An 18,786-nucleotide genomic window follows, 5' to 3' on the forward strand; every position below is an offset into this window, starting at 1 on the left:
CTGTCGCATAAATTTCGGATTTTATTCATCAACGCTAGTTGACAAAGAACCATTTTATTCATCAACGCTAGTTGAGAAAGAACCATAAAAATAAAAGAAAAAAATAAAAACATTGCCAAAACATTGCCAGCTAGGGTATTACCCTAGCTGGAAGTGTTGATATATCTATTATTTAGCGCCTAAAGCTGCCATTGTAATGTAGTTATATGGCTGGTTGAAGTGAGGTAGGAAGAATATATCTAATAGAGCAAGTCTATCTATAGTTACCTTCTCCTGGATAGCTAATGAGAACATATGGATACCCATTGACATATCGTATTCAGATGCCATCTGAGCACCTAGAACCACTCTTGTATTCTTGTCATATACTATTCTTATCTTAACATCTGGATTAGTTGTTTCGATAAATCCTGGCTTCTGAGTATCTTCAAAGTCAGTGTATTCAACTTCGATACCAAGCTTTTCAGCCTTAGCAACAGTTATACCTGTAGAAACCATCTTTAGGTTATATATACAAATACCATTTGATCCCTGAACACCAATTGATTCGATTTCAGTACCAGCAGCATTGTGAGCACCTACGATACCACTTCTAACAGCATTTGTAGCAAGAGCTATATAGTTAGTGTTGTCTATTGTATTATCGAATACAGTAGCACAGTCACCTATAGCGTAAACGTCCTTCATACTTGTTTCCTGCTTCTTGTTAACTAGGTATGAACCGTTTCTGAATAATTCCAATTTATCCTTACCTAGAGCGTTGTTTGGTCTGAATCCTATTGATAGGATAACCATATCAGCCTTTATTTCCTTCTTGTCAGTTACTACTGAAGAAACTCTTCCGTCAGTTCCCTTAATTTCCTGAACTGCCTGGCCGAATTCAAGATTTATGTTATGGCTAGCAAGATTTTCTCTCATCAAGCTAGTAAATGGTTCGTCATAGTAAGATGGTAGACAAGTATCAGCGATATCAACCATTGTTACAGTCTTTCCTAATCTTTCAAATGCTTCTGCTAATTCAACACCTATATAACCAGCACCAACAACAACTATGTCCTTGATTTCAGGATTTTTTAGTTTCTTTATAACTTCTTCAGCGTTCTGGTATAATTTAACCTGCTGTACGTTTTCTAAATCCTTACCAGGTATATTTGGTATAATTGGAAGAGAACCTGTAGCTAATATGATCTTGTCATATGTATCTTCTATTTCTGTACCGTCTTTTAATCTAACAAATACCTTCTTAGCATCAAAGTCGATATCATGTACATCAGCTTCCATGTGTACTGTAGCACCCATAGCTTCTAACTGAGCCTTATCAGCATAGAATAAACCATCTGGCTTAGAAATCTGCTTACCTATCCAAAGTGCCATACCACAACCTAGGAAAGAAATGTTATTGTTCCTGTCATATACTACCAATTCATGTTCTGGGTAGTTACTTAAAATTGTTCTAATTGTCGCTGTACCAGCGTGATTTGCTCCTACTACTATAATCTTACTCATAATTACCTCCATAATGTTTGTGAACTAGTATCCTACTTATAAGGATACTGTGGGTTACCATAATTTAATTTGAATTTTATCTTTATTGACGTCAAATTTTTATCACGTTATAGATTTACCCTGCGAACTGTTTTCATAAACACATTTTTTGAAAAAAATTTATATTTTTTTTGGTAGATATGCATTGATAGGGTTTAAAGCCTTGAAATTAAAGGGATGTAGAAATTATTTTTTTTGAGAAAAAATATGATTTTTGTGATTTTTTTGTTATATTTGTTTTATGTGATAGACTTTAATAGATTTATAGGGAAGTCCTTGTGGATTTGTAGAGATTAGAAAAATGTCTTGCATAACTATTAATTGAGTCTCCCCTATGTTTATCGAATAAATCACCTATACAATTATTAAGAATTTTTAAAAAATTCTAATGAAAAATATCATAAACACCATGCATATTAAATACACCCCTTATAAACATTGAAATGGCGTATCTAAAACTTTTAAGACTAAATGTTATTATATGCTTTAGATACGCTGTATTTTGCTTCAAGGGACAAGCGAGGGACAAACTATAAAATATCTAGGGTCTTAAAGTAATCTTGTTCTTGTTGTTTCATTTTACTTGTTACCTTGATGTATATATTAAGGGTCGTCTTGTCGTCCTGATGGCCTAGTCGAGCTTGTATATAGTTAAGTGGCACACCTTGTTCAGCCAGTAGCGAAGCACAAGTTTTCCTAAATAGGTGGGTCTTAGGGCTAAAGTTATTCTTACTCAAAATATATCTAGCTGTTGGAAGTAAGTAGGGGTTACCATTTTGATTACAAAATAGAAAATCGCTACTCACACCATAAATTCTTTTTAAAAACTGGGCTTCTTTTTTAATTTGAATTACCCGACGATTTATACCTAAGTCGTCAATTGTTTTTTCAGTTTTCGGGGTATTTATAGACCCGTTAAACGAACGCTTATAAATATGGACTATCTGCCTGTCGTCGTCGATATCATCATCTGATAAGGCTGTTATTTCACTCCAACGCTTACCTAGTAGGGTTTGGGTTTCTAATATTAATCTCAGCATTTGACTGTTAAAGTCCTTGTTATTCGACAAAGTGTTAAATATTCCTGTCAACTCCTCACGTTCGTAGTAGTCCTTATTGTCCTGGTCGCTTATAATTTCGTCTAGGGTCTTACGTTTCTTAACATCACGCTTAATAAATCTAGCTAAATCCTTTTCAATTAACTCATTCTCATAGGCCCATCTAAGTATTATTTTAATTGTTGTTTTATTGCTATCATTTTCCATACGACAGTTAATGTATGTTGGTGTTAAATTGCTTACTAGTGTATTTTCTCCAATTAATCTTACCACCTTACCAACTAATTTACATCTGACGAGATAGGTAGAGTCAATTTTTAAATACTCTTTAGCAGATGTTAAGTATAAATCAGCTAACTGGCTAAAGGTTAATTGAGTAGTGGGAGAATATCTCTTATTTAAAATATTGTCTATTTTGCTATTTAATTCTTTCTGGGCCAGCTTTTCTATATGACGATTATTTTTTTCATAAGTAACCGTTACAGACTTCCACTTGTCAGTAAGTGGGTCTTTGTATTTTTCACGATATTTATATTTACCATTTTTTAATTTTTCGATATTCATAATTTATAACTCCTCTCTATGTCGTTTTGACGTGATGTACGCCGTTATTAGCGTTTTTACGCTACTACTTGATAAAAGTAATCAAGAATAACTATAAAACGCCTTATAGACCCTTTTAAATCGATTTTATCGCTATTGCTATATATTTAGTTCCCTACATATCCAAAATAATAATTTACGTGTGAAGTTGGGTGTAGTTTTGAATTATCCATTCTCAATGAGAACAACAGAGATACTATATTCAAAAAGTTGAACATAACAAAATAACAAAAACTTTTCCAACTCTTATATATATTTATTTTTATATATATTTTTTCTTATATATTATATATATTTATATATTTCTATAGAAATAAGTAATATTTTTGTTATTATGTTATAAATAGTAAAATAATATAGTATTTCCAATGCTTGTAAAAAATCAGGTATAACAAAAACATAACAAAAACAGGGTAAATCTTAACAAAAACTCATATTTTGAGGGTAGTTTTTGTTATAAAAATTGACCTGATGAACAGAAAAAAAGTAAAAAATATATTTTTATTTTTTTCAGTTTTTGTTAGAGATTGGTTTTTGTTATAGTTTTTGTTATTTTTGTTTTAGTTTAAAACGACCCTTAAAAACAACTTATTTTGACAAGTATATTTGTCGTAATTGCCGAATGATTTTAAGTTGAGTTGTTTTTATTATTCGTAAATACTACTCATATTTTTAATCAAAATAGCATTATTCTTAAGAGTCCCTAAGTACATTACATGATATTTGGATAAACTAAGTATTTTGGTACATTTTTAAGGCTAATTGATATGTTAAATCGATTGAGAAAATAAGTATTTTTTGGGTGTTTTTATCTAATTTTTGACCGTTAATTTTAACATTTGGATATTGTATATTTATCTTAGTCTGATTAAATATTTTTTCAACATCTAGTAACCTTTCACCTGGTATATTTTCCACTAATCGACCCTCTACAAGTTCATCGATTTTAATACTTAGTGCATTACATATTTTAACCACATTGGATATATTGGCCGTCATAATTCCATTTTTCAAAATCGTGGATAAGGTGGAATAAGGTAGGCCAATGTTAAAAGTAAATTCTCTAAGCGAGCCATATTTTAGTATTATAAGCTCACGCAGTTGGTTTTCAATAGTCATATTATCACCTACCTTTCAGCACGTATATAACCAGCATCTATCGCTTCTTGTTCTGTATCAAAGTATACTACGTTGTTCTCGCTTATTTTGTTGTAGGACCTCCCACCTGGAACATGATATTTCATCGAGTTTCTATTGCCTTTTATTTTTCCATTTTCTGTTGTATCAGCAGTATATTCACGCCTACTGGATTCAGTTTTAGCTGGTTGTGTAGATTGTTTTGGTTCTATGTTTTCATTAGCCCACAATCCTGTATTATGTTCCCTTGCATCACGTTGTAGACGAGTAAATAGATTACTATATTTACTATCAGGCTGGTAAGTATAAGCTTGTGCGTAGCCTTCTTTCACTAAGATAGCATTGTACATATTATTAATTATCTCTTCCTCGCTAGGCTCATTAGATGATGGCCTAGAAAGCCATATATAGCGAAGTAGTCTACCGTACTTGTCTGTTTCAGATACGTCTTTTTGCAAGTAAACAGTTTTATTACTTAGCGACTTCTTAGTAAAGTTACTAGCTTCTTTACCGTAGTATTCAACTGGTTTATTAGGGTGAACAGTCTCGGGAGTATCTACACCTATCATTCTGATTTTATATTTTTGACCATTAAATAATACGTGGATAGTATCACCGTCAACAACTCTAATTACTTTGGCTTCGTCAAAGGTGTTATTTGTTGTTGGTTCTACTTTCTTAATTTCTTTCTTAGGTTCTACCTTCTTCTCATGTTCTACCTTCTTAGGTTCATCTTTTCTAGTATTAATTTTTTTAGATTCATCTTTTTTTGTTTTTACTTCTACAGGTTTACTACTGTTTTTAGTTGTGCTTTCAGATGCGAAAACTCCGCATCCGATGAACGACAGTATAATAACACCAATAAGAATTTTACAATTTTTCGAATACTTCTTTTTCTTATCGTTCTTCCTATTCTTTATAGTCAAAACACCAAAAACAATTAAAGAAATGAAAGATATAAAAAATACAAACGATAAAAATACAAACATAATAGTACTCACTCCTTTCAAATGAACATCATAATTTTACATATGTACACTTATTAAATTTATTTCATTAGTATAATGTTTAAATTTTTCCACAACACGGTCACTGTATTTTACTGACTTGTAATCAAGATCTAGATACTGATATCTAATATTCATAAATTGTTCACTAACATTAAATTTCTTTGCGAACTTCTTTGGACTTGGAAGTTGTTTTAAATTTACTATCAATGGTGCAGGTGATAGTAGATTTCTAGCAAATACATTTGCTTCTATTTCTAACACATTATTCTTAACCAATTTATTATGAGATAATACGTCGTTCGTAAAAAGATGACCTAATACGATATGACCTATCTCGTGAGCGATTGTAAAATTGATTCTTTCAGTCATTTGCGATTCGTTGTAAAAAATACAAACTTCCCCATTATTTACAAATGAAAACCCGTCACTGGAAATGCTGTATAATTTCCAATCGAATGATGTATAAGGAATTAATTTCCAATTATTTTTATCACATATATCTCTTAAATCAACTGGGTAATTAATAGTATCGTCTATGAAGTCCCCCAAAACATAATAAACAAAACCATACCTTGGGTACTTTGGAATTTTTAAATATTCATCGTAATTATAGACCATTGACACCTCCTATTTACTTTTAAATACGTCAATCATGTTTAATACTGCATCTAGCTGTTCAGCAGATAAAGAAGAAGCTTTTCTAGCTATTAGTTTGCTTTTTTCGTTTTCGATAGGTTCTTCACCCGATAAAAGATATTCTATCGATACGCCTAAAACCTTTGATACTCTATATAGTTTGTCAGCTGATGGAATTGAATTTTCCCATCGTCGAATTGTACCATTTCCGAGATTTGCTTTTCTTTCAATTTCAGCAACAGATAAACCTTTGAGAGTAGCTAAATGTTGAACTCTTTCTAATAGATTCAAATGTAATACCTCCTTTTTAAAAAATTAGCTAATTTGCTATTGACAATTAGCGTTTTATCCATTATACTTAGTTCATAAGCTAAAAAGAAAGCACAAAAAAACGCTAATTATATCAATAAAAAAATAAATCATTCATAACTTCGCCAAAAGTTTTGTTATTTATTTGTGTGCTTATATATTAGCATATTATACATTATAAGTCAATAATGTTCTAAGAAAATTTACACATTATAAAAAAAGGGGGGGTGAGAACAGTGGACTTTAAGATTAAAGTGAGAACGGCTTTGCTGGAACAAAATAAATCTATGAAACAGTTATCTGAAGAACTTGGAATATCACAAGCGTATTTATCAGACATTGTTAACGGCAATCGTAAGGCCGACCATTATCGAGAAAGAATAATGAATATCTTAAAAATCAATTAGTTAAATTAGAAAAGGAGATGTATTTATGAAAGTTATCGCACGTAAAAACGGGACCGTCGAAATCGGAGATATAGTTAGTTATAAAAACTACCTCAATGAATATATGGTTATTCCAGGGGACAAAATAGTATACTTATTAAATCTAACTACATTTGGGAGAATTAAATTAAATGATACTCAACTAGATGAGCATGTGAAAGACGGAACAGTAAAATTACTAATTAAACATGACGACATTATTATCACAGACCATGAATAAGGTGAGTAAGATGAAACGAAATACTATAATTTTACCGGACATGATAAAAAAGTCCAGCGTCCCCGATTACTTTTCAATCGGTAGGACTAGGGCAGAGGAGATATTTAATCAAGCCTGGGAAGAGGCCCAGAGAGATGATAAAATACCAATTCAATGCACGGCCGAGTATGGAAGTCTAAAGCTAATGAGTAGAAAGGCGTACGCCTATTATCTACATTATGGTATGAGATTACAAGACGAAGTGGCAAGAAAGAGTGTCCCACCATTTTCGGCCGTGGAGTATCAAGACTATATTTAAGAGGAGTAAAACAGATGAATAAGACAATTAGTAATATCAATGGTGCTACTTATTACGCTATTTTGATAGTGTGGGAATATGTAAAAATGGGCTTAGCCTGGTTAGTTAAATAGGGGGTGATGTGATGACATTAGTAGAAGGACAAATAGTGCATATTGAAACAACGTATGGAAGTATTATCGAGGGTGAAATATTTAATATATATGGTTTTATAAACAATGGAAAAAAACAGACTACTATTATTATCAAGAGCAAAGAGGGACTAACTAAAGTTAACTTAGCGTCGATAGTAGAATTTCACGTCTTAGATAGTAAGGAGTCTATCACGATTACACGAGATGAATTTATAAGCTTAACCGATAATATCATTCGTGAAATAAGCAAGCTAGAGGACAAGGACGCCGAACGCAATAAGGATAGTTCACTTGTTCGACTACTTAAAGAGTACACCAATGCTATTTTGATAGAATTATTCAAGGGTGAAGTGGATGACGATTAAGTTATACGCCCACCAGGAAATAGCATTGTCATATACCAGGGTGCAAAACGGTTTCGCTTTATTTATGGAACAGGGGACAGGTAAGACCCTACCGTCGCTATTTAGGATAAGAGACTTAATTAAATCTAAGGAAGTTAAGACAGTCCTTGTAGTAGGTCCTAAGTCAGCCTTAGGAGCGTGGGAGCGTGATATAGAATTGTTTAACACCACCGATAGTAAGTTACTACAAAAGCATATTACACTTATTAATTACGATAAGGTGTGGCGTGGTAAGACGTACGATAATACTTATGACTGTATCATATTAGACGAGGCCCACTTTATAAAGAATAGGGCGTCTAAGCGGTCTAAGTTCCTACTCAAACTAGCTAGTAGAGCAAAGTATAAATATATCCTAACAGGTACGCCAATATCTAATGGACACTTAGAGGATATCTGGTCGCAGTTCTGTTTTTTAGACTGCTACATGGATAGAGGTAATGTATACAGTAACATTTTCAAAGATAAAATGGACGAGTACGAGCCAGGTGTAAAGCACAAAGGGTCATATAGTGAGTTTATCAAAAGGTACGCAATACTTAACAAATATTTTAGACCTAGTTCATATATTCATGTTAACGAATTACAAGAGATAATCGACGAGTATAGTTTTAGAGTTAAGAAAATAGATTGTCAAGACTTACCTGATAAGTTACCAGACGAGATAATAAAAGTAGACTTAAAAGCCAAAGATAAGTATAAGAGAATGGCCCTTAAATCAGCTTTACTAGAGTATGATTTACTGGCAGAAAACCCACTATCAAGGCGACTAAAATTACGACAGTTGGCAAGTGGCTTTGTTACCTTAGAAGATAAATCAATAGTGGAAGTACCTTGCGAGAAGTTAAATATACTACAAGAGATTTTGGAAAGTTTTCCGGATGAAAAAAAGTTAGTTATATTCGCACAATTTACCTATTCTATCCACAAAATAGGGGAGTTGTTAGACAAGTTAAAACTCAAATATGTAACACTTAATGGTGAGCAAAAAGACAAGCAGATATGGCGTAAGTTCCAAAATGATGAATCTATTAAAATTATAGTTTGTCAATATGAGACGGCCTCAGCCGGGATAGACCTTTTTGCCAGTGATACCATCATATATTACGAACCTACCATCAGGACAATATCACTAGAGCAGTCAAGAGATAGGATACATAGGACAGGGCAGACTCAGAAATGTAGTTACATTCATTTGTTAACCAAAGGTACGCTTGAAGTTGATATATATAGGACAGTGTCCCAGTATGCAGATTTTACAGAGGAGTTATTTAACGAATACATGGAAAGTTATAGAAGAGAATACGGGGGTGGTAAATCATGAAAGAATGTATAATGTGTGGGTGTCTAATGAGTGATAGACATACAGCAGATATATGCGAAGTGTGTCAAGACGACATGGAAGATAACGAGGATGATATTGTATGACATTATTTATGGTTGTGACAAGCGATAAATATCAATTACCAGTTATGATTTGTGAGTCAAGAAAAGAATTGGTAAATAAATTAAGTCTATCATATAGTTGTGTGCAGAAACATTTAAGAGGTGAGGTTAACAATCCTATTATATATAAAGTAGAGGTGGACGAGGAATGAATATTTACATATATGACATAGAAGTATTTGTCGACGACTGGATAGTAGTATTTAGGCGTCCCGAAGAAAATAGCGACCATATAGTAATACATAACGACAATCACCATCTTAGAAGCTTCTTGAGCCAACCAGACATAATACTAGGTGGGTTTAACAACAAGCATTACGACAATTGGATATTACTTACTATGTATTTAGGCGGATCTAATATCGAAGTTAAAAGGCACAACGACTATATTATAAACGGCAATAACGCCTGGGAATTTCCATTTGTATCATATAAGAAGTTACCGGTTTCAACCTTTGACCTCAGAGACGATATAGCAGATATAGGAATATCCTTAAAATCTATCGAGGGTAATTTAGGGCTACCTATAATAGAATCCTCAGTAAATTTTAATATCGATAGAAAGCTAACGCCTGGAGAGTTAGAAGAAGTAATCAAATACTGTAAATATGACGTAGATAGTACTATAAAGCTTTATAATGAGCGTCTAGAAGATTATATCGACGCTAAGATATTAGTAGGAGAGATGTACGGTCTAAGTCCTCAAGAAGCAGTAGGACTAACTAACGCCAAGTTATCGGCTAAGGTACTAGGGGCTAAGTTAGTTAAACGTACAGACGAGAGAGAGTATATAATTCCTGATAATATCGACGTAAACGACATACCACAAGAGGTACTTAATTTCTTCAATTTGATACACGATAAATCAATACCCGACGCTAAATTATTCGGGTCACCTGGGGCAAAGGGAATGACCTTAGATATAAAGTTTACAACATCATACGGGACTTGTCCCGTGACGTACGCATGGGGTGGGGTACATGGTGCTAAGCCGTGTGTAATTGTTGAAGAGGATGAGGAGCGAGTAATAATTAATCAGGATGTAGCAAGTCTATACCCTAGTTCAATGATTAATTTTGGCTACTGTTCTAGGTCAATGGCAGACGCTAAGGCGTACGAGTCATTAGTAAAAAGGCGACTTGAATATAAAAGACAAGGAAATAAAAAACAAGCTAACGCCTTAAAGTTGGTAGTTAACACTGTATACGGAGCAATGCTTAATATGTATAACGACTTAGCCGACAGGTGGGCGGGTAGGTCAGTGTGTATAAGCAACCAATTAGCTATGACAATGCTTATTGTAAGGCTAGCCAGGGCGTGCGAGACTATAGACTTTATAAATATTAATACCGACGGTATTATGTTCAGTATCGCCCGTAGAGAAGTTGAGTTGTCAGAGCAGATAGTAAATGAATGGTGTAAGGTCACTAAGTTTGAAATGGAGAGAGACGATTTTAGCAAGGTTATCCAGAAAGACGTCAATAACTATATAGGTATAAAAGCCGACGGGTCAATCAAAACGAAAGGTGGTTACGTATCACTATATAAAGGTGGTAATTTTAAAACAAACTCACTATCCATAGTTCACAAGGCCATAGTTGATTATTTAGTTAACGGTATACCGCCAAGAGATACTATAAGTAACTGTAAGGATATACTAAAATTTCAACAGATAGTGAAAACAGGCGGTACATTCGACGGGACATATCACTATATCAACGGTGAAAAGTACGAAGTTCAAAAAGTAAATAGAGTATATGCAGTAACTGACCCTACATACGGGCAGATAGTAAAAGGTAAATTAGTAAAGTTTAAGCGAAAGAAAAATAAAGAGACTGGCAAAATGGATGAGGTCCCAGTAGACCCCCCTAAGTGGCAAGAAGAAATAATTTCAGAGTGTCCGACTCACGCTTATATAGATAACACTAATAAGCTGACTGTAGATAAGTTAGACCTAGAATATTATATCAATATGGCTAATAGTCGTATAGATAAATATATCAATATTGACCGAAAAGTCAAAAATAAACTAGATAAAATAGAAAAGGAGATAGTAATTATGGCAACAGCAAAGGCGACATCAAAAAACGTATTTGAAAAATTGCTAGTGGCAAGAGAGCAGTTTTTAAATGCAGGTATTAAAAAGACAGGAATTAATAGGTACGCAGAGTATAAGTATTTTACCCTAGAAGAAATAATACCGATTAAGCAAAAAATATTTAAAGACTTAGGCTTATCGGATATTATATCCTTTACAGATAGCGAAGCTGTACTACAGATATTTAATACCGACAATACCGACGAAGTGGTAGTATTCAGTAGCCAGTTGGCACCTGATGAGTCAATGATAAAAAACCCTATTCAAAAAGTAGGGGCCGTTCAGACTTATATAAGAAGATATCTATATGTACTAGCACTAGATATTATCGAAAGTGACGGTATAGAAGAGACTACAGGTAAGCCGGTAGACGAGGACGGTAAGCCAGCTAAGAGCGGTACTAAGAAATCTAATAGACCAGCTACCAACGAGGAGAGAGAAGAAGTAAAAGAGGAATTGACAGACCAGGACGGAGATTTTACCAAGACTCAAAAAACAGCCATTACAAATGGACTTAAAAAACTAAGAGCCAAGTATATGGATAAAGACAATGTGGTATTTGATGATGACCTGGAGAAGAAATATTCCAAGTACATTAGTGCTACTGTTAAGAAAGTAAAGCAGGGGTTAACTAAGTCAGAGGCGGACGCCTTGTTAATCGAAATAGGAGAAAAGGTAGCAGAATAATTTTATTTTAAGTTAGCGTCATAACGCTAAAGAAAGGGGTAAAAGATGTATTTGAACGTTATAACATTTAAAAACGGTAAGACCTTAGTTTTTAGGACAGAAACACCTTACAGTGTTAATAAATTAAATGAAGATAATACGGTCGATAGATATGGTGATTGGAATTTAGTAACTGACAGTAGCAACGGTGAGATCATGAGTTTTAGAGGCACAGAGGTAGTCACAATATCAACTGCTTTAATTAAGGAAGATAGACCAATTAAGCCAGCTAATAAGCAAGGTAAGAATAAGAAAAAGAATTTTAGGGCTAAGGTGGTCCAGTAGTTAAAAGAGGTGATGTAATGAAATTTTTAGAAAATAATACAATTAAGGTTAACCCGCCTAAAAGGCCGAAGAAATTAACGGCTACTAGGTTCGCTTCAATACTAGGATTTAACAACTGGTCAACACCTTTTAAGGCGTGGTGTGAGATGACTAGGACGTACGAAGAGCCGTTTGAAGATACTATATATACTATAGCTGGTAAGACGATAGAGCCTAAGATAAGCGACTATTTAAAGGATAGGTACTTTATGGATATTAAGAGTCCTACAGATGTATATGGGCCTGATTATTTTAAGAAAACATGGGGGGATTTCTTCCATGATACCAAGGCACTGGGGGGAATGTGGGATTTTATCGGTGATGATTTTGTAGTCGAAGTTAAGACTACTAAGAGAGTTGAGGATTGGAAAGGCGTGGACGGCCAAGTAGAGCCACCGATATACTACAAGCTACAGGCGTGCCTATACGCCTACCTACTAGGGTTTGATAACGTGGTTATGACTTGTTCATTTTTGACAGATACTGACTATACTAGTCCTGAAAAGTTTGTTCCTACCATTGATAATACTGTAGTAGTTGAGTTTAGTTTATCCGAAGAATATCCAACATTTAAAGAGTCTTACATTGAGCCAGCGTTAAAGTTTTGGGATAACCATGTATTAACTGGAATATCTCCTGAGTTTGACGAGAAGAAAGACGCTGACATTCTAAAAGAGTTAAGGAAGAATGTAACAGAGGCCAAAGACGAAGATATCCAAAAACTAATGACTGAGGCAGATAAGTTGATAGCGTCAATAGATAAGGCAGAAGCTAAAATCAAGGACAAAAAAGATAGACTTAAAGAGATACAAGGGATAGTTAAGCAGTCTATGACTGGTCAATTTAGAGAGGGTGACACTAAGGTAGAGATATCCTCTAAAAAGTACACATGGACACTAGCCAAGTCAAATAGGACTTCTCTAGACCAGTCTAAGTTAAAAAAAGAATTGCCGGACGTGTACGACAAGTATAAGAAAACATCAGAAGTGTATACGCTAAAGACGGCTAGTATAGAATAGGGGGTTAACATGGAGTACAAGAAAATAAACGAGTTAATTGTAAAAGAACATTTCAAAAAGAATAGTCAACTACTAATAGGTGATTATGAGGGTGATTATATTGTAATACCTGAGCCTAATTATTTGCTGATTGTCCCTAATTCTAAAGTATTATACGACTTATTCAAGTTAAAAGAGCCAATGATATTAAAACCTGGTTATATAGGAATAGATAGATTTAAGAAAAAAGATAACTATCATGTAGCCGAGCAGACGGATAACATCAGAAAATCAAAAGTAGGGACAAAAGAAGTAGTGATATTAGAATATAAAGCCGTTGATGGTGAGTATTCTACTTATGTAGATGAAAGTAAGTTAAAGTTATTCGGTAGTAATTATGTGGTAATGGTCCATGAGAAAAATACAACACCTATAACAATATGGGATGAGTCGCAAGAGATTTTATTAGGTGTGATTTGTCCAATTAAAATAAATGATAAATAAAAGAAAAGAGGTAAATTATGAAGTTTGAAAAATTTGTAAAAAGAGTTGGTGTACATGGAAAGATAGTTAGTAATGGTGATGAAGCCTGGTTGATATGCAATGGTGTAGGTATGCTTGTGCCTGAGGGAGTAAAACCATTTGGAGATGTGAAAGAGCCTAACGACTTAATTAAGGCTATATTAAAAGCAGATATTGAAGATGACGAGTTAAGTTTATTCAGAGCGTCATTACCTTATGCAGATTCTAAACCAGCTGAAATAGTAAGAGTATTTAAAACTGACTTAGAGGATGAGATAGGTATACGCAATGAAAATTTTGGACTAATTGAAAAGGACGATAGATTGGTCTATTTGGAAATTGAAACATCAGAAGATAATGTTGAAAAGTTCATATTGGTAACGGACCGTGTAGGAAATAAAATAATCGGGTTTATAAGTGAAACATTATTAAAGTATTAATTAGGGGGTAGATTGCAATGGCAAAAATGAAATTAGCAGAAAACACATTTACTATAATTCCTGAGGGAACAACAATATTCAAGATTATGGAAGTAGACGAGTCTAAGTATGACGATTACGGCAAGTTAAAAGTTACTTTACAGACGTCAAGTGGCGAAAAGCATTTTGAAAATTTTAGCTTTACTAAGGCCAACGGGGATATTAACGAGGGGGCGTTAAAAGCATGGTCATACTTTGCCAGAGTGTGCCTTAACAATTTCCAGGTAGAAGAAATAGATACACAAGATATTGTAGGGTGCTATATCCAGGCTACTGTTAATCATGAAAAGTACACGCGTACAAGTGGCGAAAAAGCAGGTCAAGAGGCTACAGCAGTAAGACTAAAAGATTACACGTCAGCTAGTGGGTTCAATAGTACTAAGGGTAAGGTAGACCCAGTAGACGAGGACGACAATGACCTTGACGACTTAGACGACCTTGACGAGTTAGACGAGTTGTAAAATATGGGAAAGCCTGAGAAGAAGTTACAAGATAAAGCAATCGCCTACTTAAAAGAAAACAAAATATATTATATAAATCAGTTCGGGGACGGGTTTACTGGAAAGGGTAAGCCCGACCTGGTAACTTGTATAAATGGCAAGTTCGTAGCGTTTGAGTTAAAAGTAGGCAAGAATGACTTGCAAGATGACCAAGTAATTCATAAGCGTAGGATAGAGAAGTCAAAAGGCTTACATTTTTCACCTTATACAATAGGTGAATTTATAGAGATAGTGGAGAGATTAAGAAATGGATATAAAAGATAGACTATTAAAATACATAGAAATAATGCCAATTCATACAAGAATTGACAGACAATTATTAATAGATATGGGCTTTTTTAGTGCCCCTGCTAGCACTAAATATCATGGTGATTATACAGGTGGGTTATTTGACCATAGCTTGAAAGTAACAGAAATATTACTTGAGTTAACTGACAAGTTAGATTTGACATGGGAAAGACCTGAGAGTCCTCATATTATCGGAATGTATCATGACATTTGTAAATGCGACCTATACGAGTGGGATTATGAAAATAGCAGATATACATATAAGGATGATTTAATTATCCCAGGACACGGGGACAAGTCAATAATCATGGTGCAGCACCATTTGAGATTGACGGACGAAGAAATAGCGTGTATTAGGTGGCATATGGGAGCCTATGAGAGAGATACTAAGATGTGGGAATATTATGGTAGAGCCATAGAGAAATACCCTAATGTGTTATTCACTCATACGGCCGACATGATAGCCAGTAAGATAATAGGTATCTAGGGGGTATAACAGGTGGATAAAAATAAGTTAAACGCCTCAGGGTGTAAAGACTTGACGGCATATGAAGCTATTAAGAAAGTCGAAAAAGACCGAAAAGCTGAGGAGAGATTTAAGAAGTTGTTAACTGCAATTTTTTGTATGTGTGAGTTAGCAGACTTTCACGTCGAGGGGCGTATTACCGTAAAAGATAAAAAGACCGGTAAGATATGGAGATAAATACAATGGATAAGAAGATAGACAGTATTAGACCTAATTATTATAACGACAGTAAGATATCACCATTTGACGTAATAGACGATTGGCAGTTAGATTTTTACGCGGGTTCAATTTTGAAATATTTAAAAAGAGCCGGTAAAAAACCTGGTGAGGATAGGTTAAAAGATTTAAGGAAAGTTAAGACTTACATAGATAAGATGATAGATTTAGAAGTCAGCAAGAGTAAATAGGGGGTGGCCAAGTGCAATATATCATATTGAACAATAAGACGCCTACACACGGTTTTAAAAACGGTGAGGGTACATACACTAAAGACGAGGCCATGGCGTTTGATAACGTGGCTGTGGTTGTCCCTAAAGGTTATATAGTACTTGATTTTGATACTACTAGCGACGCCGAGTTAATGTTAAAAATAGTAGACGCCCTGGACCTTAAAACTAAGGTAATGAAAACTACTAGGGGTATTCATTGTTGGTTTAAAGCGTCTGAGAAAGAGCCTAAGAATTTCATCAAGCAGAGATTGGCTATAGGGTTATATTGTGACCGTAAAAGTGGGGGGCGTAACGCGTACGTTAAAATTAAACAAGACGGAGAGCCAAGAGAATGGATAAGACAGGTTAAAATGAAAGATATCCAGGAAGTCCCTAAGTGGTTAAGTGCCATCAGCACACCAGCTAATAAGTTTAATTTCAAAGGCATGGGCGACGGGTCAGGTCGTAATCAAGAATTATTTGACTACATTGTATACCTACAGGCTAAGGGCTTTACTAGAGATGAGATAAGAGAGACTATACCGATTATAAACGATTATATATTCGAGGACCCTCTTAGCGAGTCAGAGATAGCAAGTATATGTAGGGATGAAGCATTTAAGCCAGATGACGAAATTCAGGCACAGATTAAGAAAGCTAATTTCAATCATGTGGAAATAGCCGAGGAGCTTATAGAAGAGCATAGCTTAATCAACTATAACAATACTATTCATGAGTATAAAAGCGGGTGTTACGTGCCTTGTGAGACCTTAGGTAAGTACATACGTAATAAGGTGTACGCTATTAAGAATAATCAGCGTAACGAAGTAGTATCATATATCAACGACATGGAACGTGTTAATACTAGAAATTTAAAGTTAAATCCTTACATTATAAATGTAAAAAATACCAGGTTCAACCTCAAAACTAATGAGTGTCTACCATTTGATAAGTCAATAATTGACTTCTCACAGTTACCTGTAACATATGACGCAACTGCTTATTGTGCCGACTTAGATAAGATGTTAAATAGGGTGTTCCTAGCAGATAGAGAAGTAATAAATCTATTTCAGGAAATGTTAGGGGCTACCCTACTTAAGCATAGTAAATATCAAAAAGCCTTTTTATTCTATGGGGGTGGGTCAAATGGTAAAAGTACGATACTTGATCTAATTAAGACTTTTCTAGGTAATAGAAATTATTCAGCTATAGCCCTGGAAAAAGTGACAGATAGATTTAATACGGCAGAACTTGAGAACAGATTGGCCAACATAGGGGATGATATCGACAATGTTACCATCAAAGATACTGGTACACTTAAAAAGCTGTTTTCAGGTAATTCAATAATGGTTGAACGTAAGGGGGAAAGACCCTATACAATCGAGCCATACGCAACTCATATATATAGTTGTAATAATATTCCTAGGTCATTTGATAAGTCAGACGGGTTTTACAGAAGATGGATAATGATACCATTTGACGCTAAATTTACTACTGATGATGAGGACTACGACCCACTAATAGGAGAGAAGATTACAACAGACGAGGCCCTAAGTTATTTACTCAATTTAGCCATTAGAGGGGCTAGACGACTAATCACACGTGGTAAATTTACAGAGCCACGTAAGGTTAAGATAGTACTTGATAAGTATAAAATAGACAATTCAACTGTTTTGACTTACTTAGATGACCAGGAGTTAAGTGAGACAGAAGTATTAGAAAAACCTAAAGATGTGCTATACAGTGAGTTTGTTGACTGGTGTAAATTATCAGGTATCAAGAATAGTAATATTACAGGTAAAAAAGCATTTTACAGAGAGATTATTGATAGGTACGATTTTGACGAGCAACCATTACAAAAAGCTAATGGTAAAAGATATTTTATGGAAAAACTATGATAAGGAGATATAAAAATGTTAATAGCAGATATTGAAAAATACGTAATTGAGAGAACAGAAGAGTTTAAGAAAGAGTTAAACAAAGAAGTAAAGCAGATGATAAAAGAAGCTAACCAGGGGCAAGTAAAAAGCATTTGGGACTTAAAAAAAGAAGATGGTGAAGATTATTATCATCTGTATAGTGATGGAGACATAGAACAAGTGGTCTTTTATACTGATTATGATGAATCGGCTAGAGATATAGGGAATGCCTTTCTGACTAAAGAGGAAGCAGAATTTGAACTTGAAAGACGTAGGGTAGAGGCTATCCTAAAGAAGTATAGCAGGTCTTTTAAAAGTGGTGAATTCAATTATATAGTTGTGTACGATACCGAAAATAACAGGATACTTGTATGTGCAGCACAATTTAACAATTCAGGTGCTCCAGTCTTTGAAAACAAAGAAATAGCACAGAAAGTAATTGATGAAATTGGGGAGTACAGACTTAAAAAACACTGGTTTGGAGTTAAGTAGGAGGTAAGAGTGTGAAAAAAACGTTAAAGTGTAAACACTGTGGTAATGAAGATCTCTTTTACACTAAAGAAAAGTACAAAGGAGAGTTTGAATTTTGCATGGATAAAGAAGGTAACCCTGTTTTCAATGCTGATATACACGAAGGTGCGACATACGAATTGAGAAGCAAATATATATTTTGCAGAGAATGTGATAAGCGAGTTTGTAGGATAGATGAATTTGAAAGTGGGGAAGAGTAAA

Annotated in this window: 25 protein-coding genes; 19 read left to right on the top strand and 6 right to left on the bottom strand. The window is 34.4% G+C overall.

Translation table 11 applies throughout. The features are described 5' to 3' along the window. Window positions 1-168: 168 nt before the first annotated feature. From nox to HMPREF1639_RS07000, 6 genes are all read right to left on the bottom strand, one after another. Window positions 169-1,506 carry a H2O-forming NADH oxidase gene (gene nox, locus HMPREF1639_RS06975; protein WP_036764829.1) on the bottom strand — a complete coding sequence of 446 codons (1,338 nt, stop codon included), beginning with the start codon at window positions 1,504-1,506 and terminating at the stop codon, window positions 169-171. Window positions 1,507-2,075: 569 nt separating this feature from the next. Continuing rightward, window positions 2,076-3,167: a tyrosine-type recombinase/integrase gene (locus HMPREF1639_RS06980; RefSeq protein ID WP_036764832.1), complete on the bottom strand. Its 1,092-nt coding sequence runs from the start codon at window positions 3,165-3,167 to the stop codon at window positions 2,076-2,078. A gap of 771 nt (window positions 3,168-3,938) precedes the next feature. Next, a complete protein-coding gene (locus tag HMPREF1639_RS08985) occupies window positions 3,939-4,325 on the bottom strand; it encodes a helix-turn-helix domain-containing protein (RefSeq protein WP_052045457.1) in 387 nt (128 codons plus the stop codon). A gap of 8 nt (window positions 4,326-4,333) precedes the next feature. Beyond that, window positions 4,334-5,332: a thermonuclease family protein gene (locus HMPREF1639_RS06990; protein WP_052045458.1), complete on the bottom strand. Its 999-nt coding sequence runs from the start codon at window positions 5,330-5,332 to the stop codon at window positions 4,334-4,336. A gap of 36 nt (window positions 5,333-5,368) precedes the next feature. Further along, window positions 5,369-5,971 (bottom strand): ImmA/IrrE family metallo-endopeptidase, encoded by a 603-nt coding sequence (locus HMPREF1639_RS06995; RefSeq protein WP_036764835.1) that lies wholly within the window; start codon window positions 5,969-5,971, stop codon window positions 5,369-5,371. Between the two features lie 9 nt (window positions 5,972-5,980). After that, window positions 5,981-6,280 carry a helix-turn-helix domain-containing protein gene (locus HMPREF1639_RS07000; RefSeq protein ID WP_036764837.1) on the bottom strand — a complete coding sequence of 100 codons (300 nt, stop codon included), beginning with the start codon at window positions 6,278-6,280 and terminating at the stop codon, window positions 5,981-5,983. Between the two features lie 254 nt (window positions 6,281-6,534). Between HMPREF1639_RS07000 and HMPREF1639_RS09115 the strand changes: the two genes are divergently transcribed. From HMPREF1639_RS09115 to HMPREF1639_RS07090, 19 genes are all read left to right on the top strand, one after another. Then, entirely contained in the window at window positions 6,535-6,705 is a 171-nt protein-coding gene (locus HMPREF1639_RS09115) for a helix-turn-helix domain-containing protein (RefSeq protein ID WP_198021075.1), read from the top strand. Window positions 6,706-6,730: 25 nt separating this feature from the next. Then, the gene (locus HMPREF1639_RS07010; protein ID WP_036764843.1) at window positions 6,731-6,964 is read left to right on the top strand and encodes a hypothetical protein; all 234 of its coding nucleotides are present in this window, start codon (window positions 6,731-6,733) and stop codon (window positions 6,962-6,964) included. A gap of 10 nt (window positions 6,965-6,974) precedes the next feature. After that, window positions 6,975-7,262, top strand: a complete 288-nt coding sequence (locus tag HMPREF1639_RS07015) for a hypothetical protein (RefSeq protein ID WP_036764846.1) — start codon at window positions 6,975-6,977, stop codon at window positions 7,260-7,262. 124 nt (window positions 7,263-7,386) lie between these two features. Next, window positions 7,387-7,761 (top strand): hypothetical protein, encoded by a 375-nt coding sequence (locus HMPREF1639_RS07020; RefSeq protein ID WP_036764848.1) that lies wholly within the window; start codon window positions 7,387-7,389, stop codon window positions 7,759-7,761. Then, window positions 7,751-9,124, top strand: a complete 1,374-nt coding sequence (locus HMPREF1639_RS07025) for a DEAD/DEAH box helicase (RefSeq protein ID WP_036764850.1) — start codon at window positions 7,751-7,753, stop codon at window positions 9,122-9,124. Before HMPREF1639_RS07020 ends, HMPREF1639_RS07025 begins: the two co-directional genes overlap by 11 nt. A gap of 100 nt (window positions 9,125-9,224) precedes the next feature. Then, window positions 9,225-9,398 carry a hypothetical protein gene (locus HMPREF1639_RS09285; protein ID WP_156955965.1) on the top strand — a complete coding sequence of 58 codons (174 nt, stop codon included), beginning with the start codon at window positions 9,225-9,227 and terminating at the stop codon, window positions 9,396-9,398. Then, the gene (locus tag HMPREF1639_RS07030) at window positions 9,395-12,031 is read left to right on the top strand and encodes an ERF family protein (RefSeq protein ID WP_052045459.1); all 2,637 of its coding nucleotides are present in this window, start codon (window positions 9,395-9,397) and stop codon (window positions 12,029-12,031) included. Before HMPREF1639_RS09285 ends, HMPREF1639_RS07030 begins: the two co-directional genes overlap by 4 nt. A 45-nt stretch (window positions 12,032-12,076) precedes the next feature. Beyond that, window positions 12,077-12,355 (top strand): hypothetical protein, encoded by a 279-nt coding sequence (locus tag HMPREF1639_RS07035; RefSeq protein WP_036764852.1) that lies wholly within the window; start codon window positions 12,077-12,079, stop codon window positions 12,353-12,355. Window positions 12,356-12,372: 17 nt separating this feature from the next. Next, window positions 12,373-13,413 carry a YqaJ viral recombinase family protein gene (locus HMPREF1639_RS07040; RefSeq protein WP_036764854.1) on the top strand — a complete coding sequence of 347 codons (1,041 nt, stop codon included), beginning with the start codon at window positions 12,373-12,375 and terminating at the stop codon, window positions 13,411-13,413. A 9-nt stretch (window positions 13,414-13,422) separates the two neighbouring features. Beyond that, on the top strand, window positions 13,423-13,896 hold the full coding sequence (locus HMPREF1639_RS07045; RefSeq protein WP_036764856.1) for a hypothetical protein: 474 nt from the start codon (window positions 13,423-13,425) through the stop codon (window positions 13,894-13,896). A gap of 17 nt (window positions 13,897-13,913) precedes the next feature. Continuing rightward, window positions 13,914-14,354, top strand: coding sequence for a hypothetical protein (locus tag HMPREF1639_RS07050; RefSeq protein ID WP_036764858.1), 441 nt, complete (start codon window positions 13,914-13,916; stop codon window positions 14,352-14,354). 17 nt (window positions 14,355-14,371) lie between these two features. Then, window positions 14,372-14,854, top strand: coding sequence for a hypothetical protein (locus tag HMPREF1639_RS07055; RefSeq protein ID WP_036764861.1), 483 nt, complete (start codon window positions 14,372-14,374; stop codon window positions 14,852-14,854). Between the two features lie 3 nt (window positions 14,855-14,857). Then, the gene (locus tag HMPREF1639_RS07060) at window positions 14,858-15,157 is read left to right on the top strand and encodes a hypothetical protein (protein ID WP_036764863.1); all 300 of its coding nucleotides are present in this window, start codon (window positions 14,858-14,860) and stop codon (window positions 15,155-15,157) included. Continuing rightward, on the top strand, window positions 15,141-15,668 hold the full coding sequence (locus HMPREF1639_RS07065) for an HD domain-containing protein (RefSeq protein WP_036764866.1): 528 nt from the start codon (window positions 15,141-15,143) through the stop codon (window positions 15,666-15,668). The genes HMPREF1639_RS07060 and HMPREF1639_RS07065 overlap by 17 nt, the downstream gene beginning before the upstream one ends. 12 nt (window positions 15,669-15,680) lie before the next feature. Continuing rightward, window positions 15,681-15,884: a hypothetical protein gene (locus HMPREF1639_RS07070; RefSeq protein WP_036764869.1), complete on the top strand. Its 204-nt coding sequence runs from the start codon at window positions 15,681-15,683 to the stop codon at window positions 15,882-15,884. Beyond that, entirely contained in the window at window positions 15,875-16,114 is a 240-nt protein-coding gene (locus tag HMPREF1639_RS07075) for a DUF3310 domain-containing protein (protein ID WP_084572486.1), read from the top strand. The genes HMPREF1639_RS07070 and HMPREF1639_RS07075 overlap by 10 nt, the downstream gene beginning before the upstream one ends. 26 nt (window positions 16,115-16,140) lie before the next feature. Further along, window positions 16,141-18,033, top strand: a complete 1,893-nt coding sequence (locus tag HMPREF1639_RS07080) for a DNA primase family protein (RefSeq protein WP_156955966.1) — start codon at window positions 16,141-16,143, stop codon at window positions 18,031-18,033. A gap of 15 nt (window positions 18,034-18,048) precedes the next feature. Continuing rightward, entirely contained in the window at window positions 18,049-18,546 is a 498-nt protein-coding gene (locus tag HMPREF1639_RS07085) for a hypothetical protein (RefSeq protein WP_036764877.1), read from the top strand. Window positions 18,547-18,557: 11 nt separating this feature from the next. Then, window positions 18,558-18,785, top strand: coding sequence for a hypothetical protein (locus HMPREF1639_RS07090; RefSeq protein ID WP_036764880.1), 228 nt, complete (start codon window positions 18,558-18,560; stop codon window positions 18,783-18,785). Window position 18,786: the final 1 nt, after the last annotated feature.

The organism is Peptostreptococcus sp. MV1 (assembly GCF_000758885.1).
Classification (GTDB): domain Bacteria; phylum Bacillota; class Clostridia; order Peptostreptococcales; family Peptostreptococcaceae; genus Peptostreptococcus.